Origin of the sequence: Terrabacter sp. MAHUQ-38, assembly GCF_014518425.1 — a bacterium.
Taxonomy (GTDB): Bacteria; Actinomycetota; Actinomycetes; order Actinomycetales; family Dermatophilaceae; genus Terrabacter.
This window is the reverse complement of the sequence record NZ_JACVCU010000003.1, coordinates 232,229-250,256: the sequence shown is the minus strand read 5'-3', so window position 1 is coordinate 250,256 and position 18,028 is coordinate 232,229. Positions and strand designations below refer to the sequence as shown.

The window sequence follows — 18,028 nt, the reverse complement described above, 5'->3', positions numbered from 1 at the left end:
ATACATCGAATGCAGCAGCGATGGGTGGATCAGAGCAGGCGCCGGCCCATCGCCCACGCGGTGAGCTCGTGGCGGGAGCTGAGCTGGAGCTTGCGCAGGACCGAGCTGACGTGGGTCTCGACGGTCTTGACGGAGATGAACAGCTCCTTCGCGACCTCCTTGTACTGGTAGCCGCGGGCGATGAGGCGCATGACCTCGCGCTCCCGGGCCGAGAGCCGGTCGAGCTCCTCGTCGATCTCGGCGACCTCACCGGCCGCCGCGCCGAATGCGTCGAGGACGAAGCCGGCCAGCCGCGGGCTGAAGACGGCGTCGCCGTCGGCGACGCGCCCGATGGCGGTCAGCAGGTCCTCGGCGCTGATCGTCTTCGTGACGTAGCCTCGCGCGCCGGCCCGGATGACGGCGATGACGTCCTCGGCGGCATCCGACACCGACAGGGCGAGGAAGCGCACGGGCACACCGGCCCGCGACTGGACGGCGGCACACGCGCGGATGACGTCGGCGCCTCCGTGCCCGTCGCCGCCGGGCAGGTGGACGTCGAGGAGCACGACGTCGGGCTGCTGCTCGGTGATCGCCGTGACCGCGGACTCGACGGCGCCGGCCTCGCCGACGATCTCGAGCTGGAACGACGCCGCCCCGGCCGACGCCGCGAGCGATGTCAGCTCAGCCCGCACGCCGGTGCGGAACATGTGGTGGTCGTCGACGATGACGATGCGGATGGTCCGCGGGTCGGTCATGAAGCCTGCTCCTGGGTCTTGGGGTCCGGGGTGCTCGGGACTGACGGCGTGGCGTTCGCGGACGGGGACGGGGCCGGGGTGGCGGTGGGGGTGGCGGTCGGATCGCCCTGGGGCGGCTCGCCGACCGGTAGCCGCAGCTCGACCTCGGTGCCGTCGGGACGCCGACGGATGCGCGCGGTGCCGCCGTGGCGCTCCATCCGGCCGATGATCGACTCGCGGACTCCCGCGCGGTCGTCGGGCACGGTGTCGAGGTCGAAGCCGGAGCCGTGGTCTCGCACGAACGCCTCGACGGCGTCGGGCCCGACCTCGACGTACGTGCTGACCGGGGGGCTCGCGTGGCGCACGGCGTTCCACGTGGCCTCGCGCACCGCCTTGACGAGCGCGTCGAGGTGCATGTCCATCGGGCGGTCGCCGGTGACGACGAGCTCCACGGGCACGCCGTGGAGGTCCTCGACCTCGCCCATCGCCGCAGTGAGGGCGGCGCCGAGGCTGCCGGCCCGCGCATCCTCGTCGTAGAGGTAGCTGCGCAGCTGCCGCTCCTGCGCCCGGGCCAGGCGGGCCACGGTGGCGGCGTCGGCGGACTGGCGCTGGATGAGGGCGAGGGTCTGGAGCACGGAGTCGTGCAGGTGGGCGGCGATGTCGGCGCGCTCGGTGGCGCGGATGCGGGCGGCCTGCTCGAGCCGGAGGTTGCTCCACAGCCGCAGGACCCATGGCGCGGACAGGACGGCCACCCCGACCAGGGCGGCGAGCACGGCGCCGGCGACCTGCCACAGCTCGGTGAGGTTGGTCCCGCGCACGAGCAGGCCGACGAGGCCGAGGATCGTGAGACCGAGACCGACGACGAGCCAGATCCACCGCACCGGTCGGCGCGCGCCGATCGCATCGGTGTCGTCGAGCTGCGACCAGAAGAAGATCGCGCCGATGACGATGGCGACGATCGGCAGGATCACCTCGGCATGGACGTCGAGGCCGGCGCTGCCCAGCCACAGGGCACCCGCGAGCGCGAGGGCTGCCACACCGAACAGGGTGATGAGGACGGCCTGGTTGCCGCTGCGCAGCCAGGTGCGCACGCTCGCGAGGTCGATCTGGTGCCCGCCGATGGTCGCCGGCCCGGTTGCGGCGCCGGCCCAGCCGGCCGCACCCGTCGTCGCGGCAGCGCCGGGGACCGGCGCGCCGGTGACGGGGTCGATGCCCGGGCTCGCCGCGGCGGCCATCGCGGGATCGACGTCGCCGACCTCGCGCATCGTCGCCCAGAGGAAGACGTAGACGGCCAGACCCGCGCCGAAGGGGATGCTCGACACGACGAGTGCGATGCGCACCGCGTTGACCGGGACGCCGAGGTGGGCTGCGAGCCCGGCGGCGACGCCGGCGACGACCTTGCCTTGCCGGTGGCGCACGAGCGGGGGCCGGGGCGTCGCCCGCCAGGCGGGTCGCACCGGGCCCGTTCCGTTCTCGTATGCCGTCTGCACCGTTCCATCCTCGCCCACGCGAGCCGCTCGGGCGACCATCCGGGCCTCCTTTGGGGGTCGCGTCAGGGTGCGCTCAGGGTCGACCCTCATGGCTGGGTCGTGCCCCAGCCGACACTCTGGTGGCATGACGAAAAGCAATGGGGCCCCGACGCAGGGGCACGGTCTGGACGGCTTCTACGCCGCCCTCAGGCGACCCGGGATCATGCGGCAGTCCGACGGCCGCTGGTTCGCCGGTGTCGCCACGGGGCTGGCCCGCTGGCTCGGCGTCGACCCTCTGGTCGTGCGTGCGGGCTTCATCCTCTTCTCGATCTTCTTCGGCATGGGCCTGGCCCTCTACCTCGTGCTCTGGCTGCTCATGCCCGACGAGCGGGGGGAGGTCCACGTCGAGCGCGCGCTGAAGCACGGCGAGGGCCACTCGATCTTCCTGCTCGTCGTGACGGTCATCTCGGTCCTCGGCGGCGGCCCGTGGTGGGGCGGGGACTTCCAGGGCTTCCGGTTCTTCGGCTTCGCCCTCCTCCTCGCCGGTGCGTGGTGGTTCCTGACGCGCACCGACACCGGCCGCGACCTGCTCGCCCAGGCTCCGTGGAGGAACCGCGGCGCCGGTACGACCGATGGGAGCGCCTCGACCGACCCGGCAAGTGCCCCGCAACCGGGCGCGACGGCAACCGGCGGCGGCACGGTGCCGGCGGGCCCGGCGCCGCACCCGGCATACGCCTCGACGGGCAACGCGGCGGCCAACGCCGGCGCAGCCCTCGCGACGCCGCGGCCTCCGGCGCCCACTCCGGTGCGGTACCGGACGCCCTCCATCGGATTCGCCGGCGGCCTGCTCGTCCTCGGCCTGGCCATCGTCACGGGCGTCGTGGTCTCGACCGCCGCCGACGCGTCTGGGTGGACCGGCAACAACGTGGCCGTCGGGATCGCCTCTGCGGTGGGCATGCTCGGTCTGGGCGTCGTCGTCGCCGGCATCGCCGGGCGACGCTCGGGAGGCCTGCCCTTCTTCGCGGTGGTCGGCATGGTCGTCGCCGCCGCGACGACCGCCGCACCCCACGGCCTGTCGCAGCCGTGGAACATCGGTGAACGCACGTTCACCGTGACCTCGATGACCCCCGCACGGGACTACGAGCTCGGCGTGGGCGAGATGAAGATCGACCTGAGCAAGGCGAACTACCAGGCGACCCAGGGCACCGACACCGTCACGGCCACCCTGGGGCTGGGCGAGCTCAACATCGTCGTGCCCGAGGGGGCGAACGTCGTCGTCAACGCGAAGGCACGCGCCGGCGACATCGTCGCCACGGGCCCAGAGGTGTCGGGCGACGGGATGCGCGAGCGTGGGCCCGACCAGCTCGACTACGAGGGCGCCGACTGGACCAAGCGGGTCACCTTCGGTTCGACGACGGGGACCCCCGACATCGTCGTCAACGCCGAGGTCGGCCTCGCCTCGATCGGCATCACGACGGAGGGCGCCCGATGAGCACCGAGCGTCACGACCCCACCGCACAGCCCACCGCAGAGCCCACCACCGAGTCCACGAACGCACCGGAGACGAGCCCGATGACCCAGCACGAGAACACCCCCTCCACACCGGAGTTCAGCGACCCGACGGCGGCGCCGGACGAGACCACGACGATCCCGGCATCGCCCACGCTCGCGATGCCGACGCCGGCGCCGTACCGCGTCGAGCCGGCCACCCCCGTGCCCGACGACACCGTGGCCGACACGGACGCGGCCGACGAGGCCTCGGCCCTGCCGCACCTCCCGCCACCCTCCGGGTCCGCCCCGGACCCGACGTGGCCGCCTCCGGTCGTCGCTCACGAGGCACCTCGCCCAGCCCTCGTCACCGTGCGCAAGGGTCCACGTCCCGGGTCGATCATGTTCGGCCTGCTGACGATGATCGTCAGCGCCTACATCCTCGTCGCCAACCTCACCAACGCCGACCTCAGCTTCCACCTCGTCGGCCCGCCGATGATCGGGGCCTTCGGCGGGATGCTGCTCATCGTCGGGCTCGCCGGCGTCGTCGCCGGGAAGCTGCGCCGCTGAAAGGGCCTCTCGCCCGCAGGACGCCGGGCCGTGGTTAGGCTCGGGAGCACGCTCGCCGGGAGGTCCGGCGCCCGCAGTGGGGAGACAAACGTGCTCATGAAGTCCGGCATCGACCTCGACGCCCTCGACCGGTCCACGAGGCCGCAGGACGACCTGTTCCGTTTCGTCAACGGCACGTGGCTCGACACGACGGAGATCCCGGACGACCGGGCCCGTTTCGGCACGTTCGACATCCTGCGTGAGGAGTCGACAGCGCGCGTGCGCGACCTCATCGAGGAGGCGGCCGCGGCCGAGGACGGTTCGCCCGGGACACCGAAGCGGCAGGTCGGTGACCTCTACGCGAGCTTCACGGACACCGACCGCATCGAGGAGCTCGGGCTCGCGCCCCTGCAGGCCGTGCTGTCGCAGGTCGCGGCAGTCGACGCCATCGACAGCTTCGGCGCCGCGATCGGGCGCCTCGAGCGTGACGGGGTCGACGGGCCGCTGCGCCACTTCGTCGCACCCGACGAGCGGTCGCCGGAGGACTACGTCGTCTACCTCGAGCAGGGCGGGCTGGGCCTGCCCGACGAGTCGTACTACCGCGAGGACAAGTACGCCGACGTCCGCGGCGCCTACGTCGCGCACATCGGACGGCTGCTCGGCCTCGCCGGCATTCCCGACGCCGAGGACAAGGCCACCCGCATCATGGCCCTCGAGACCGTGCTTGCCGCATCGCACTGGGACAAGGTCACCAACCGCGACGCGATCAAGACGTACAACGCCTACACCCTCGACGAGGCCAGGGCCCTGGCGCCGCGGTTCCCTTGGGACGCTTGGCTGTCCGGGCTCCAGGCGCCCGAGGGCGCGTTCACGAAGATCGTCGTCCGCCAGCCGAGCTTCGTCACGGCCCTCGGTGCCGCCCTCGAGTCGACGGACATCGGCGACTGGCGGTCGTGGCTGACGTGGCACACGCTGTCGGAGTTCGCGCCGCTGCTGCCGCAGTCGTTCGTCGACGAGGACTTCGACTTCTTCGGGCGCACCCTCTCGGGCCAGCCGGAGAACAAGGAGCGCTGGAAGCGCGGGGTGGCCGTCGTCGAGTCGGGTGTCGGTGAGGCCGTCGGCCAGCTGTACGCGGAGCGCTGGTTCCCGCCCGCCGCGAAGGAGCGGATGGAGCAGCTCGTCGCCAACCTGGTCGAGGCGTTCCGGCGCTCGTTCTCCTCGCTCGAGTGGATGGGGCCCGAGACCCGGGCCCAGGCGGTCGAGAAGCTCGAGGCCTTCACGCCGAAGATCGGCTACCCGGACGTGTGGCGCGACTACTCCTCGATCGAGATCGACCCGACCGACCTCGTCGGCAACGTCCGCCGCACCACGGCGTTCGAGGTGGACCGCAACCTCGCCAAGGTCGGGCGGCCGATCGACCGCACCGAGTGGTTCATGCTGCCCCAGCACGTCAACGCCTACTACATGCCGTCGATGAACGAGATCGTCTTCCCGGCGGCGATCCTCCAGCCGCCGTTCTTCGACCTCGAGGCCGACGACGCCGTCAACTACGGCGGCATCGGGGCAGTCATCGGGCACGAGCTCGGCCACGGCTTCGACGACCAGGGCTCGCGCTACGACGGGACGGGGGCGCTGCGTGACTGGTGGACAGAGGCCGACCGTGAGCGCTTCGACGCGTTGTCGCAGCGCCTCATCGAGCAGTTCAGCACGTACACGCCCGCGGGACTCGACGGGACTCACACGGTCAACGGCGGCCTGACGGTCGGCGAGAACATCGGCGACCTCGGCGGGCTGCAGATCGGCTACTCGGCCTACCGCATCGCGTCGGAGGGCGGCAGCATGCCGGAGCTCGACGGCTTCACCGGACCGCAGCGATTCTTCATCGGCTGGGCGCAGGTCTGGCGCGGCAAGACCCGTGAGGCCGAGGCGATCCGCCTGCTCGCCATCGACCCGCACTCGCCCCAGGACGTGCGCGGCAACGCCGTGCGCAACGTGACCGAGTTCCACGAGGCGTTCGCGGTCAGGCCCGGCGACGAGATGTGGCTCGACGAGGACGAGCGGGTCCGCATCTTCTGACGGGGCCGGGCGCTCCTCAGTCGAGCTGCAGCTTGAAGCCGACGTGCGAGGCGACGAACCCCAGCCGCTCGTAGAAGCGTCGGGCGTCGGTGCGGCTCGCGTCGCTCGTCAGCTGGACGAGCGTGGCTCCGAGGCGGCGGGACTCGTCGACTGCCCACGTGACGAGCTGGGTGCCGAGGCCGCTGCCGCGCTCGCCGCGCGCGACGCGTACGCCCTCGATGATCGAGCGTGTCGCGCCCCGGCGGGAGAGGCCGGGAATGACGCTGAGCTGCAGGGTGCCCACGACGCGTCCGTCGCGCACAGCGACGACGAGGTGCTGACCGGGGTCGGCTGACACGCGCGCGAAGGCAGCGGCATACGTCTGCGCGTCGTCGAGGTCCTCCCGGGCCGCGCCGAGCGGGTCGTCGGCGAGCATCGCCACGATCGCGGCGACGTCGTCGGACGTGGCCGGGCGGATGACGATGTCGCTCATGCGGACTCGGCGGTCCGCTTGAGCTGCGCGAGGCCCTTCTCGAAGTCGGGGCCGACGAGCTTCTCCATCGACCAGAAGGCGCTCATGAGGCGCATGACGAGGTTCCGCGGGCCCGTCATGGCCCACTCGACGCGCGTCCCGTCGGCGACCGGCGTGAGGGTGAAGTCGATCCGGTTGTGGGCCTTCATCGGCGCCGCGAACAGCAGGTCGACGCCGACGTGGTGCGGCTCGGACTCGAGGATCTCCATGCGGCCCTCGCCGGCCTTGCTGTTGCCCTTCCACGCGTAGACGGCCCCGACCCCGGAGTCTGCGCCTGCATACGTGCGGTCCATGGCGGGGTCGAGGCCCTCCCACGGCGACCACGCCTGCCACTCGTGGAAGTCGTCGATGAGGGCGTGGATGCGCTCCGGCGGTGCGGAGATCGTCGTCTCGCGGCTGATGTGGAAGGTCTTGGCGGCCATGGGCGGCATCCTGCCACCGTCCGGCACGCACGGTGCGCGGGCGCGCTCCACGCCTCATCAGTCCCAATGGCCCCGCAGTTACCGGATCGTCCGCTTTTCTCCTGATTCGCCGGACGCGTGACTAGTTCGTGACTACGTTGTCGAGCAGGTCGCGCGCTGGGAGATGGTCGCCAGGGAACGAGCACAGGCGCGCGCGCTCACTTGGGAGAAACCATGGTGCGCAAGTCGATTCGTCGTGCCCTCGGAGCCAGCGTCACCGCACTCCTCGTCGTGGTAGGAGCGCTTGCGGGGCCGTCGCCGGCCTTCGCGGCCGACCCCGATCCAGGGGTGCAGCAGGTGGTGACCCTCCTCGGCGGCGGCGGAGGGACGAAGAACCTCGCCGTGTGGACCCGTGGCCTGGCCGGCATCGGGTCCTTCGGCAAACCACTCCCGTTCGTGTCGGCCAGCCCCGGGGGACTGGCCGGCCTCGACGACCTCGTCGAGGAAGGTGTCGCCGGGGCGCTCGCCGGCACGGCGACGTGGGCGGACCTCGCCACGTCGGGGGAGTCGGTGTCCCTCCCGGGCGGGCGCTCCGGCACGCTCGACATCAGCGTCGACGACCTCGGTGACGGCAAGCGCGTCCACGTCAACCTCGTCGTGACACGAACCGCGACGCAGCAGGCCCTCGCCGTGAGCTCCTCCAGCCCCAAGGTGGAGCTGTCGTCGCCGAAGGGCGTCACCGCGACCGTCGAGGCCACCCTCTCGCTCTGGGTGGTCTGGACGGGCCCGACGACCAACAAGGTCTACCTCGCCAGCGACGGACCGCACGCCCCGCGCCTCGACGTCGACGTGACGGCCCAGCTCTCGGCATCCGCGAAAGCCGCTGTCGGCATCCTCGGGGTCACCCTGAGCAGCACCGACTTCACGGTCAAGGCGCACGCTTTCGCGCGCGTCAACGACCCGAACAACGACGGCGTCCTCGCCTTCGACGCGGCGGGCACCGGTGACGGAGAGCTCGCCGCCGACGGGTCGCTCGCCGGACTCGTCACTGCCGCGCTCGACCCGACCGGTTCGACCTCCGACCCCGGCACGCCCGGGTCGGTCAACGGCACGCTCTCGATCGCTGCTGACACGAGCGGCCTTGCCGGAGTTAGCTTCCCGAGCAACGTGGCAGCCGACATCGCGATCACCTGGCCCAACATCTCGACGGGCGCGCCGTCGATCGCGGCTCCGACCCTGGCCTCGCTCGTCGGCAAGTTCCAGAACATGAGCCTGCGCGACCTCGCCGACGGCCTGGCCCAGGTCGCAACTGCGCTGACCGGGATCCAGCAGGCGAAGTTCGACCCGGACGGCGCCGGACCGCTGCCCACGACCGGCAACCTCGACCTGCCCTTCCTGCGTGGCACCGTCGCCGACGCGATCAAGGCCAACCAGGTCCTCGTCGACTTCCTCAAGGCCAACGTCGTCCAGCAGCCGGACCCGGACCAGCCGGCGCCACCAGGCTTCGACGCGACGACGGTCGGCAACCCCACGTTCACCTCGCTCCAGGACCTCATCACCAAGCTCAAGGCGGCGGGGATAGGCCTCGACAACCTCTCGTGGGACGCGACGACGAGCAAGCTCGTCTTCCGGATGCGGATGGTCAAGACGGCCCCGTCGTCCGGCGTCTCCATGGACGCCGGCGCGGCGCGCACGTCCCGGCCATCGGCAACGTATGCCGCGAGCGGGCTGACGCTCGACGACGGCACCCAGCCGTGGACGGCCGACCAGTGGGTCGGCATGCGCGTCATGGCGGGCACCTCCGCGGGTGAGATCGCCTCGAACACCAAGAACTCGCTCACTCTCTCGGGGCCGTGGATCGGCGGCCAGCCCTCTGCCGCCACGCCATTCGTCATCGTTGGCCCGGAGGCGCAGCTCGGCGCCGTGACCTTCGGCGACCAGCTGACCGACCAGCCCGTCGTGGGTGGACCGCGTCGCGGCATCTTGCGGGCGAACGCCGCCCAGACCTTCGCGACGGTCAAGCCGTCCTTCGCCGCGGACCTCACGCTCGTCCTCGACCTTCAGGACGCCCGCACCGGTGATGCCTGCATCGGCTTCGAGGGCAGCACCGAGGCCTGCCCCTTCCTCCAGAAGACCGGGGCGTTCTCGACCAACGTCACCTCGCTGCCGCTCGGGCCCGACCGCATCATGGTGCGCACCGGCAGCCCGCTCCTCACGGCCGACTTCCCGATCGAGACCGCCGTCGACTTCACGGCCAACGCGGGCTTCTTCCAGGTGCGGCTCAAGGGCAACCTCAAGGTCTGCAACAGCTCGGCACCTGCCGACTGCTCGGCCGCCGGCACCGGCAACATGCTCTCGATCGGGCTGAAGCAGGCGGGAGACGCCCAGCACGACATCCGGCTGCGCCAGCTGTTCGAGCAGCTCGTCACGGCGACCCCGACCGGCCCGAGCCAGGCAGGCAGCCTCCTCGACGTCGACGTGAACGTCCGCGCGGCCGCCGCCCTCGCGGTGTCGATCCCCGAGGCCGACGGCTTCCTGCCCGCCGGCTCCGACGTCGGCGTCTCCGCGACGTGGAACGACCTGACCCAGCTCTCCGGCGCCGACGGACCGCAGCTCGACCTCAGCAAGCTCGACCGGATCTTCGCTCTCGACATCAAGCCGGGCTCACAGGCCGAGCTCTTCGCGATCGTCCTCAAGACGCTCCAGACCCTGGCCGCCCAGCTCGCCGAGGCGCAGCCCGGCGGGGCCTCCGGCATCTACAGCCAGGAGATCCCCGGCACTGGCACCTCACTGCGTGACCTCATGCGCCGCGACACCTCGGGCGTCGGCAGCGACGTCAACTACGGCGCCAACACCCTTCAGCACGTGGGCCGCACGTTCGACGCGTCCTTCGTCGGTCGCACGATCGTCGTCGGCACGCAGGTCGCCGTCGTGGCCGCCGCCTCGGGTGACACCCTCACCCTGACCGACAACTGGCCGACGAAGCCGGCGGACGACACCGCATACACCTTCCGTTCGCCGCTCGACGACGCCATCGACGCGATGTCGGTGCACCCGCCGCAGAACATGCAGGACCTCGTCGAGTTCCTCGACGACCGTCTCGGCAATGGTGCGCTGGACTTCCGCTACCTCGATGACGGCGGCACGCCCAGCGTCGTCCTCGACCTCGACTGGAAGCGCGACTACCGCACGAACGCCCCGCTGCGCCTCGACCTCGGCGGGGACAAGTCCCTGGTCTCGGCGGCCGCGACCGGACAGGGCTCGGTGCACGTCAAGGGCGGGGTCGACGTCGGCCTCGTCGTGCCTCTCGCGCCGGGCACCGGTCCCGGCGACGCCACGTCGCTCAAGGTGCTCGCCGACTCCAAGGTCAGCATCGCGGCCGACGCCGCGTTCACCGGACGTGCCGCCGGGACGATCGGCCCCTTGACGGTCTCGGCGGGCGACCCCGGCGGTGACCCGGCGAAGCAGGCGAAGCTGCGGGCCAACCTCAGCCTCGACCTCTCGGATGCCGCAGCCACTGCCGACACCCCGGTCAGCTTCTCGACGTTCCTGTCCGCCCTCGACGTGAACTTCAACGCGTCGAACAGCCCCGTCGACTGCGGCGAGGGCCTGACCACCCCGCTCATGGTCTGCGGCGTCGTCCCGCTCTACGCGACCGTCTCCGGCGGGCCCACGACCTCGCTGGGCACCGTGGCCCTGCGCCTCGAGGACTCCACCGTCGCGTCCGACCTCGTCGACCTCACCGGCAACCTCCCCGCGCCCGACGACGCGAAGAAGCGCTTCGAGCTGCCCGACCTGTCGGCGGCCTTCGCCAACGCGTTCGCCGACTTCACCCAGATCGGCCCCGGCCTCGACGGCTACCTCGAGAAGATCGAACAGGCCATGCGCCTCGCGACCTTCGACGGCAAGCTGCCCTTCGTCGGCGAGGACCTCCAGCAGGGCGCCGACTCCATCGGCCGCCTGCGCGCCGAGATCAAGGCCAAGCTCGGATCCGTCCCGGCCAGCCCCAAGGAGGCGCGCGACTACGTCAACACGAAGCTCGACGAGGCCATCACGGCAGCCGGGCTCGAGAAGACCAGCCTCACGGTCAACTACGAGTGCAAGGCCAAGCTCGAGCCGACCGCAGCCCCGACGCTCGTCGCGACCCCGGCGGCCACCGGGGCCACGAAGTGGCGCTACGAGATCGTCGCCAGCCAGGGCAGCGGCTCCGGCACCGACGGCGACACCGTGCCCTCGGCGAGCGCCGAGACGACCACGGCGTTCACGACGCTCGGCGGCGCCAACTCGATCAAGGTGTCGTGGACCGCCACTGACGGAGCCACGAAGTACAAGGTGCTGCGCAGCAAGGACGGCGGCGCGTACGAGCTCGTGAAGGTCGTCGACGCGGCATCCGGCAGCGCCCAGTCGTACACCGACGACGGCAGCGCCACCGCCACGGCATACACGCCCGTCGACACCAAGCCGATGCTCATCGACTGCCCGACGACGAGCATCAACGGCGTCAACGTCGCGTTCGACATCAAGGCGGGCACGGTCAACGCCGACGACGGCTGCGTTGCCGGCTCCGGCTGCCTCGGCGACGGCGAGGAGCTGCCGCTCGACATCGGCATCCCCGGCCTCGCGCTCAAGGCGGGCGAGGACGACGCCATCACCTACGGCATCGGTCTGCAGCTGCACCTCAAGGCCGGGATCAACACCGACGACGGCTTCGTCATCTACACGCACGATGCGTGGAAGGACGGTGCGGCGGCGCCGGAGTTCGGCCTCGGCGCCCGCTTCGACATGCCCGCGACGATGAAGGCCCAGCTGGCCTTCCTCGACATCGACGTCAAGAAGCAGGGCACCGCGCCCCTCTTCGCCGGCGCGTTCCTCGTCGACCTGAAGTCCCGGGACACGACGGAGACGGCCGGTTCGGTGCTGACGATCGCCGACATCGCGGGCGGCGACGCGGCCTCCCTCTTCGGGATCGCGCTGACCGCGAAGATCAAGGCTGACTGGATCGTCAAGGCCTCGGTCGACTCGGTGCTCCCCGGAGTCCAGGCGAACTTCGTTCTCGGTTGGGAGTTCTCGAACAAGGACCTCAAGAACCTCGGGGCCCCGAGCATCGAGTTCAAGGACGTCTCGATCGACGCCGGTGGCTTCTTCTCCAACCTGCTCGGGCCGGTGCTCAAGAAGGTGAAGTCCGTCACCGGACCCTTGCAGCCTGTCATCGACACGCTCTATGCGCCCATCCCGGTGCTCTCCGACCTCAGCCGGATGGCCGGTGGCGGGGACGTCAGCCTCATCACGCTGGCGAAGACGTTCAACACGCTCGCCGGCGGGCCGAAGCTCGACTTCGTCGACAGGATCGCGGCGTTGACCACCCTGATCAACAACCTGCCCGACTGCGGAGGAGGCCCCGGCGACCCGACGTGCCTCATCCCGATCGGCAGCTTCACCGTGAGCGGGTCGAAGGCGCTCGACACAGACGTGACCCCGACGAGCAGCCTCGAGCCCGGCACGTCCAGCTCCCTGATCGACACCAAGACAGGTGGCGACGAGACCACGGTCAAGAACGCCCTCAACACGAAGGGCGGCAAGGGCAAGGTCTTCGGCGTGGGCACTGACAAGGGCAGCGCCAACACGTCCGGCTTCTCCTTCCCGATCCTCGACAACCCGTCGTCGGTGTTCAGCCTGCTCATGGGCAGCGACGTCTCGCTCGTCGAGTTCGACAGCGGGCCGCTGACGCTCGGCTTCACGTGGCGCCAGGCGTTCGGCCCGGTGTACGCACCGCCGCCCGTCATGGTGACCCTGTCCGGCTCCGCCTCGGTGACCCTGCGCTTCATGGCGGGTCTCGACACCGCCGGCATCAGGTATGCCGTCGAAGCGGCCCAGGCGGGTGCGCCCGTCGACGCCGTCAAGCTCCTCGACGGTCTCTACTTCAAGACGACGGACTCCGAGGGACGGCCCGTGCCGGTCGTGCAGCTCGACGGCGAGATCGCCGCCGGCGCCGCGGTGACGGCGGTCATCATCACCGTCGGCATCGAGGGTGGGTTGCACCTGACCATCGGGTTCCACTGGAACGACCCGAACAACGACGGCAAGTTCCGCGTCAGCGAGTTCCTCCAGACGGCGATCAACAACCCGCTCTGCCTCTTCACGACGACCGGGCGGCTCAGCCTGTTCCTGCGCCTCTACGTCACGATCGGCTTCTCGCCGTTCAGCGTGTCGTTCTCGATCAACATCGCGGACATCACCCTGCTCGACTTCACGGCCCAGCCGGACTGCGAACCTCCACCGCCGCGGCTCGGCGGCACCAGCGGCGACACGCTCGTCGTGTTCGCCGGCCACTTCGGCACGAACTCCGCACGGGGCAACCCGTGGGGCAACACGGCCGACACCGAGGCGGACGTCGTCAAGGTGACCGCGCTTCGCTTCGCGCAGAAGGCGGGCGACGACGCGGGCACGAACCCCGACTTCGACGGGTTCTCGGTGCAGATGCTGGGTGAGCGTCGCGACTACCTCGACCCGAACCTCAAGCGCGTCGTCGTGGACGGTCGTAGCTCATCGACGCCGCTCGTCGTCAGCTTCGTCGGCGACGGCAAGAAGGACTCGAACCCGTCGTCGACGACGAGCCAGGGCGACCTGTCGCTCTTCGACAAGGACGCCGTCGTCTTCGGCACCCCCGGTGACGACCAGATCCAGACGGGCACCGGCAGATCGTGGGTCGACGCGGGCGGCGGCGCCGACCGCGTCGTCACCGCGGACGTCGCGGGCAAGGTGGCTCGCGTCGCAGGTGGGGCCGGCGACGACTCCATCACGACCGGCCAGGGCGACGACTTCGTCTCGGGTGACGGCGCCCTGCCGACGGTCACCAAGGCCGTCAGCGCGGCCCTGAACCCCGAGGACGTCGAGAACTCCGACCCGAAGATCACCAAGGTCGACCTCGGCGACGTCATCGACTGGTCGGCGCTCGACGTCGACCCGACCCAGGGCGCCCAGGGCAGTGGCGGGCTCGACGTCATCAGCGTCGGCCTCGGGCACAACCGCGTGAACGGTGGCGACGGCGACGACAAGATCGGGGTCGCCTCCGACCGACCCGGCGCCACGGCGGGCACCACGATCCGCTCGAAGGGCAACGTCCTCGTCGGCGGGCTCGGCAGCGACTCGGTGACCGGTGGCACCGGTCCGGACAAGGTCTACGCCTCCACCGAGGGCGCCTTCGGCGTCGACGACAACGGCACGGCCGACACGCTGACGACCCCGGCGGGCAAGCCGTCGATCCCCAACATCGTCGAGACGGGATCGGGCGACGACGAGGTCTGGGGCAGCTCGGTGGAGGACGTCGTGACGAGCCACTCGAAGGGCGGCGAGCACGCACGCATCATCGGCGGCGACGGGCCCGACGCCCTCGTCGGCGGCTACGGCACGGACTCCGTCTTCGGCGGCCCGGGGGACGACTACGTCATCGCGGAGCCAAGCGTCGTGGGGGCCCGCGGCCTCGACGAGGCCGGCAACGCGCGCGGCCCGGACGTCATCGAGGGCGTCGGGTTCGGGGCGTACCGCTTCGTGAAGCACCTCGAGGTCCCCGCCGGGGAGACGTCGTCGAGCAAGACGCTCGTCGGTGGCCGCGGCAACGACCACGTCCTCGGCGGTGACGGACCGGCGACGGTCTTCGGCGACGCCCTGCGCGACGCCGCGACGGTCGGCTCGGGCGCCGACGAGACGTGCCGCGCCGGCACCGTCGCGTCCGACGCGGTGCCCGAGGGCACCTCGGCGGCCGGTGGCGACGGCAACGACCTCGTCCTCGGTGGCGCTGGTGTCGACACCATCTCGGCCGGTGGCGCGAGCGACCGTGTCCTCGCGGCCGGCGCGGGCGACCTCGTCTGCGGCCAGCAGGGCGACGACGTCCTCTTCGGCGGCGACGCCGGCGACGGCATCTGGGGTGGCACCGGCGACGACCGTGGCTACGGTGAGGTCGGCGCCGACCTCGTCTTCGGCAACGGCGGCCAGGACCAGCTCTACGGCCAGGACGGCACCGACGTCCTCGAGGGCAACGACGGCTCCGACCGCGCGAGCGGCGGCGACGGCGACGACGTCCTCTACGGCGGCACCCGGGCAGCGGGTCGAGACGACGTCGGCCCGGCCGGCGCGGGCGACATCCTCTCCGGCGACACCGGACGCGACGTCATCGTCGGTGACAACGGCACCGTCGACGACCCGTCGACGAGCGCCGACGCCGAGGCGATCCCGTTCGACCTCGCCGGCACGTCCCCGGACGCCGGCCGCGGCGACGAGATCTTCGGCGGCGCCGATGACGACACGGCATACGGCGGCCTCGGTGACGACAAGGTCAACGGTGGCGACGACGCCGACCACCTCGAGGGCAACAACGGCTCGGACACCGTGCACGGCGACGCGGGCGAGGACGAGGTCGTCGGCGGGTCGTTCCAGCAGGCCACGACGGGTGTCGGGCGTCCGGATGCCGGGGACGTCCTCTTCGGTGACGCCGGGCCCGACCTCGTCGCCGGTGACAACGCGGTCGTCACGTCCGGTGTGGCGGCAGCCGACACGACCCCGGTCACCCGGATGCGCGGCTTCGCGCTGACGCACCGCGTCGAGCTGCTCGACCTCGGCACGAGCCCGGTGCTCGCCAACTCGGGGGCCGACCAGGTCTTCGGTGGCGAGGGCCAGGACGTCGTGCTCGGCCAGAGCGGCACCGACCGGCTCAAGGGCGACGCCGGCGACGACTACGTCGAGGGCGGCCCCGACACCGACTGGGTCGAGGGTGACCTCGGTGACGACGACCTCGTCGGCGGCAGCTCCACGCCGTCGGGTGGCTCCGGCGCCACGACGGCCGGTCAGCCCGACACCGACGACGCCGTCTTCGGTGGTCCCGGCGACGACGTCGTCCTGGGCGACAACGGCCAGGTGCTGCGTCCCGTCCCGGGACAGGCGCCGACGTCGGTGACCGTTCGTCTCGGCAGCACGCCGGGCGCCGCGACGACGCCGCGCGTCATCGAGCCCTGGGACCGCGGCGCCAACCTGCTCACGACCCCGTCGGCACAGCTCTACGGCTTCGACCGTCTCTCCGGCGGCGACGGGGTCGACGTGCTCGAGGGCCAGGACGGCAACGACGCCGTGACAGGTGACGCCGGGGCCGACCACCTCCAGGGCAACGGCGGAGCGGACCTGCTGTTCGGCGACCTGCCGTTCGGCGAGGCCTCGGCCCACGGGACCTCCGTTGCCGCGGTGACTGCCGCCTGGCCTGGATCAGCGAGCCCGACCGCGCTGCTGCGCGGCACGAGCTCGGTCCCCGGCCAGGACGACGTCATCGGTGGTACGCCGACGCCGGGCTACCGCGACGGCGCCGACGTCATCGAGGGCAACGGCGGTGACGACGTCGTCCTCGGCGACAACGGGTCGCTGCTGAGGACGCTCGTCGGTGCGGCGGGTGCGCGCTCGGAGAAGGTGTACGCCGACCGCTACCCGGACGGTGCCGTGCCCGCGGACGCGACCGTGTCGCGTACGCACGACCCGGCGCTGCCCGGGCCCAGCACACGGTTCTGCACCACGGCGCAGGCCACGTGCGAGGTGAGTGGCGCGTTCGGTGACGACGTGGTCTGGGGCGACACCGGCGACGACGGCATCTGGGGACAGGACGGCAACGACCGGATCTCAGGAGGCAGTGATGACGACGACCTCTACGGCGAGCTCGGCGACGACCGCATCGACGGTGACGCCGGACGCGACGCGATCGTGGGCGACCGCGGTGGCGTGGTGAACCAGCTGCTGAGCGCAGCCGACACCCCGGCCCAGGTCACGACGTCGCTGACGAGCCCGCCGGCCGAGTCCTACACGGGCTTCCGCCGGGGCGCCTACGACCGGCGCGTCGACCTGCTCCACGACGTCGACGGCGACCAGTGGATCGGGACGTCGACCGACCCGGCCATGCCGCACGCCGGACTCACCGAGGGCGGTCGCGACCTGATCCGCGGTGGCAGCGACGCCGACAACATCCACGGTGGCTGGGGCGACGACGTCGCCAACGGCGACAGTGGCGGCGACGAGGTCTACGGCGGCGACGGCGAGGACGTCCTCTGGGGCGGCCAGGGCTGCGACGCAGCCCTCGACGGTGCGACGCCCGACTGCCGCACCAACGGCGTGTTCGACCCGACGTCACGAGGCACCGACGACCGTTTCGTCGACCACCTGTTCGGTGGCACCGGCGAGCCGGTGGTGGCCAAGCAGGACATCGCCGGGTCTGACCTGCTCGACGTTCGACCTCGCGGCAGCCACACGCCGGGTTCGGGCTGCACGCTGGGCAGCTGGCCGCAGACGACGGGCAACGGCAAGAACGCCGTGACCGTCGACCCGTGCCTGTGGTTCGAGCTGACCGGGCTCGACAACGCCGACCCGGCCGACAACAGCCACCACCAGGGCACCGACTGGATCTACGGCGGCTGGGACCGTGACGTCATGCAGGGCGACGTCGCGGCCAACGGCCCGAACCCGGGAGACCGGCTCATCGACTGGGTCGGGGTCTACAACCTCTACACGCACTGCAACGCGGCCTACGGCGGCTTCAACGACGTGCGGCAGATCTCCCCGGCGATGCAGACCTTCCTCCAGCAGGTCGCGTGGGGGACGGGCGCCGGACGGCAGGCGTCGGACGTGACGACACCGGGCACCTCGGCCTTCCGCGAGCTGGCCATGGTCTTCACGGCCGACATCAACGCCCACGGGTCGGGTGCGGCATACCCGACGACTCCCGGGCACTTCGAGTCGGTCGCCTGCGCGCCCTGAGCCTCCACAACGGCACCGAGCCACCCGCATACGGGT

At 71.4% G+C, this 18,028-nt stretch carries 8 protein-coding genes; 4 read left to right on the top strand and 4 right to left on the bottom strand.

The annotated features are described in order from the left end of the window. Nucleotides 1-29: 29 nt before the first annotated feature. Complete coding sequence (locus H9I49_RS12240; RefSeq protein WP_188030662.1) at nt 30-734, bottom strand: response regulator transcription factor; 705 nt, start codon at nt 732-734, stop codon at nt 30-32. Further along, nucleotides 731-2,242, bottom strand: coding sequence for an ATP-binding protein (locus tag H9I49_RS12235; protein WP_188030661.1), 1,512 nt, complete (start codon nt 2,240-2,242; stop codon nt 731-733). The genes H9I49_RS12240 and H9I49_RS12235 overlap by 4 nt, the downstream gene beginning before the upstream one ends. Before the next feature lie 85 nt (nt 2,243-2,327). Between H9I49_RS12235 and H9I49_RS12230 the strand changes: the two genes are divergently transcribed. From H9I49_RS12230 to H9I49_RS12220, 3 genes are all read left to right on the top strand, one after another. Then, nucleotides 2,328-3,674 (top strand): PspC domain-containing protein, encoded by a 1,347-nt coding sequence (locus tag H9I49_RS12230; protein ID WP_188030660.1) that lies wholly within the window; start codon nt 2,328-2,330, stop codon nt 3,672-3,674. Next, nucleotides 3,671-4,240, top strand: a complete 570-nt coding sequence (locus H9I49_RS12225) for a hypothetical protein (RefSeq protein ID WP_188030659.1) — start codon at nt 3,671-3,673, stop codon at nt 4,238-4,240. Before H9I49_RS12230 ends, H9I49_RS12225 begins: the two co-directional genes overlap by 4 nt. A 96-nt stretch (nt 4,241-4,336) precedes the next feature. Next, complete coding sequence (locus H9I49_RS12220; RefSeq protein ID WP_188031197.1) at nt 4,337-6,295, top strand: M13 family metallopeptidase; 1,959 nt, start codon at nt 4,337-4,339, stop codon at nt 6,293-6,295. Between the two features lie 16 nt (nt 6,296-6,311). Here the strand turns inward: H9I49_RS12220 and H9I49_RS12215 are convergent, their stop codons facing one another. Together H9I49_RS12215 and H9I49_RS12210 are read right to left on the bottom strand one after the other, a co-directional pair. Next, on the bottom strand, nt 6,312-6,767 hold the full coding sequence (locus tag H9I49_RS12215; RefSeq protein WP_188030658.1) for a GNAT family N-acetyltransferase: 456 nt from the start codon (nt 6,765-6,767) through the stop codon (nt 6,312-6,314). Beyond that, nucleotides 6,764-7,228 (bottom strand): SRPBCC family protein, encoded by a 465-nt coding sequence (locus H9I49_RS12210; protein WP_188030657.1) that lies wholly within the window; start codon nt 7,226-7,228, stop codon nt 6,764-6,766. Before H9I49_RS12210 ends, H9I49_RS12215 begins: the two co-directional genes overlap by 4 nt. A 213-nt stretch (nt 7,229-7,441) precedes the next feature. Between H9I49_RS12210 and H9I49_RS12205 the strand changes: the two genes are divergently transcribed. Then, the gene (locus H9I49_RS12205) at nt 7,442-17,992 is read left to right on the top strand and encodes a calcium-binding protein (protein WP_188030656.1); all 10,551 of its coding nucleotides are present in this window, start codon (nt 7,442-7,444) and stop codon (nt 17,990-17,992) included. The last annotated feature ends 36 nt before the right edge of the window (nt 17,993-18,028 follow it).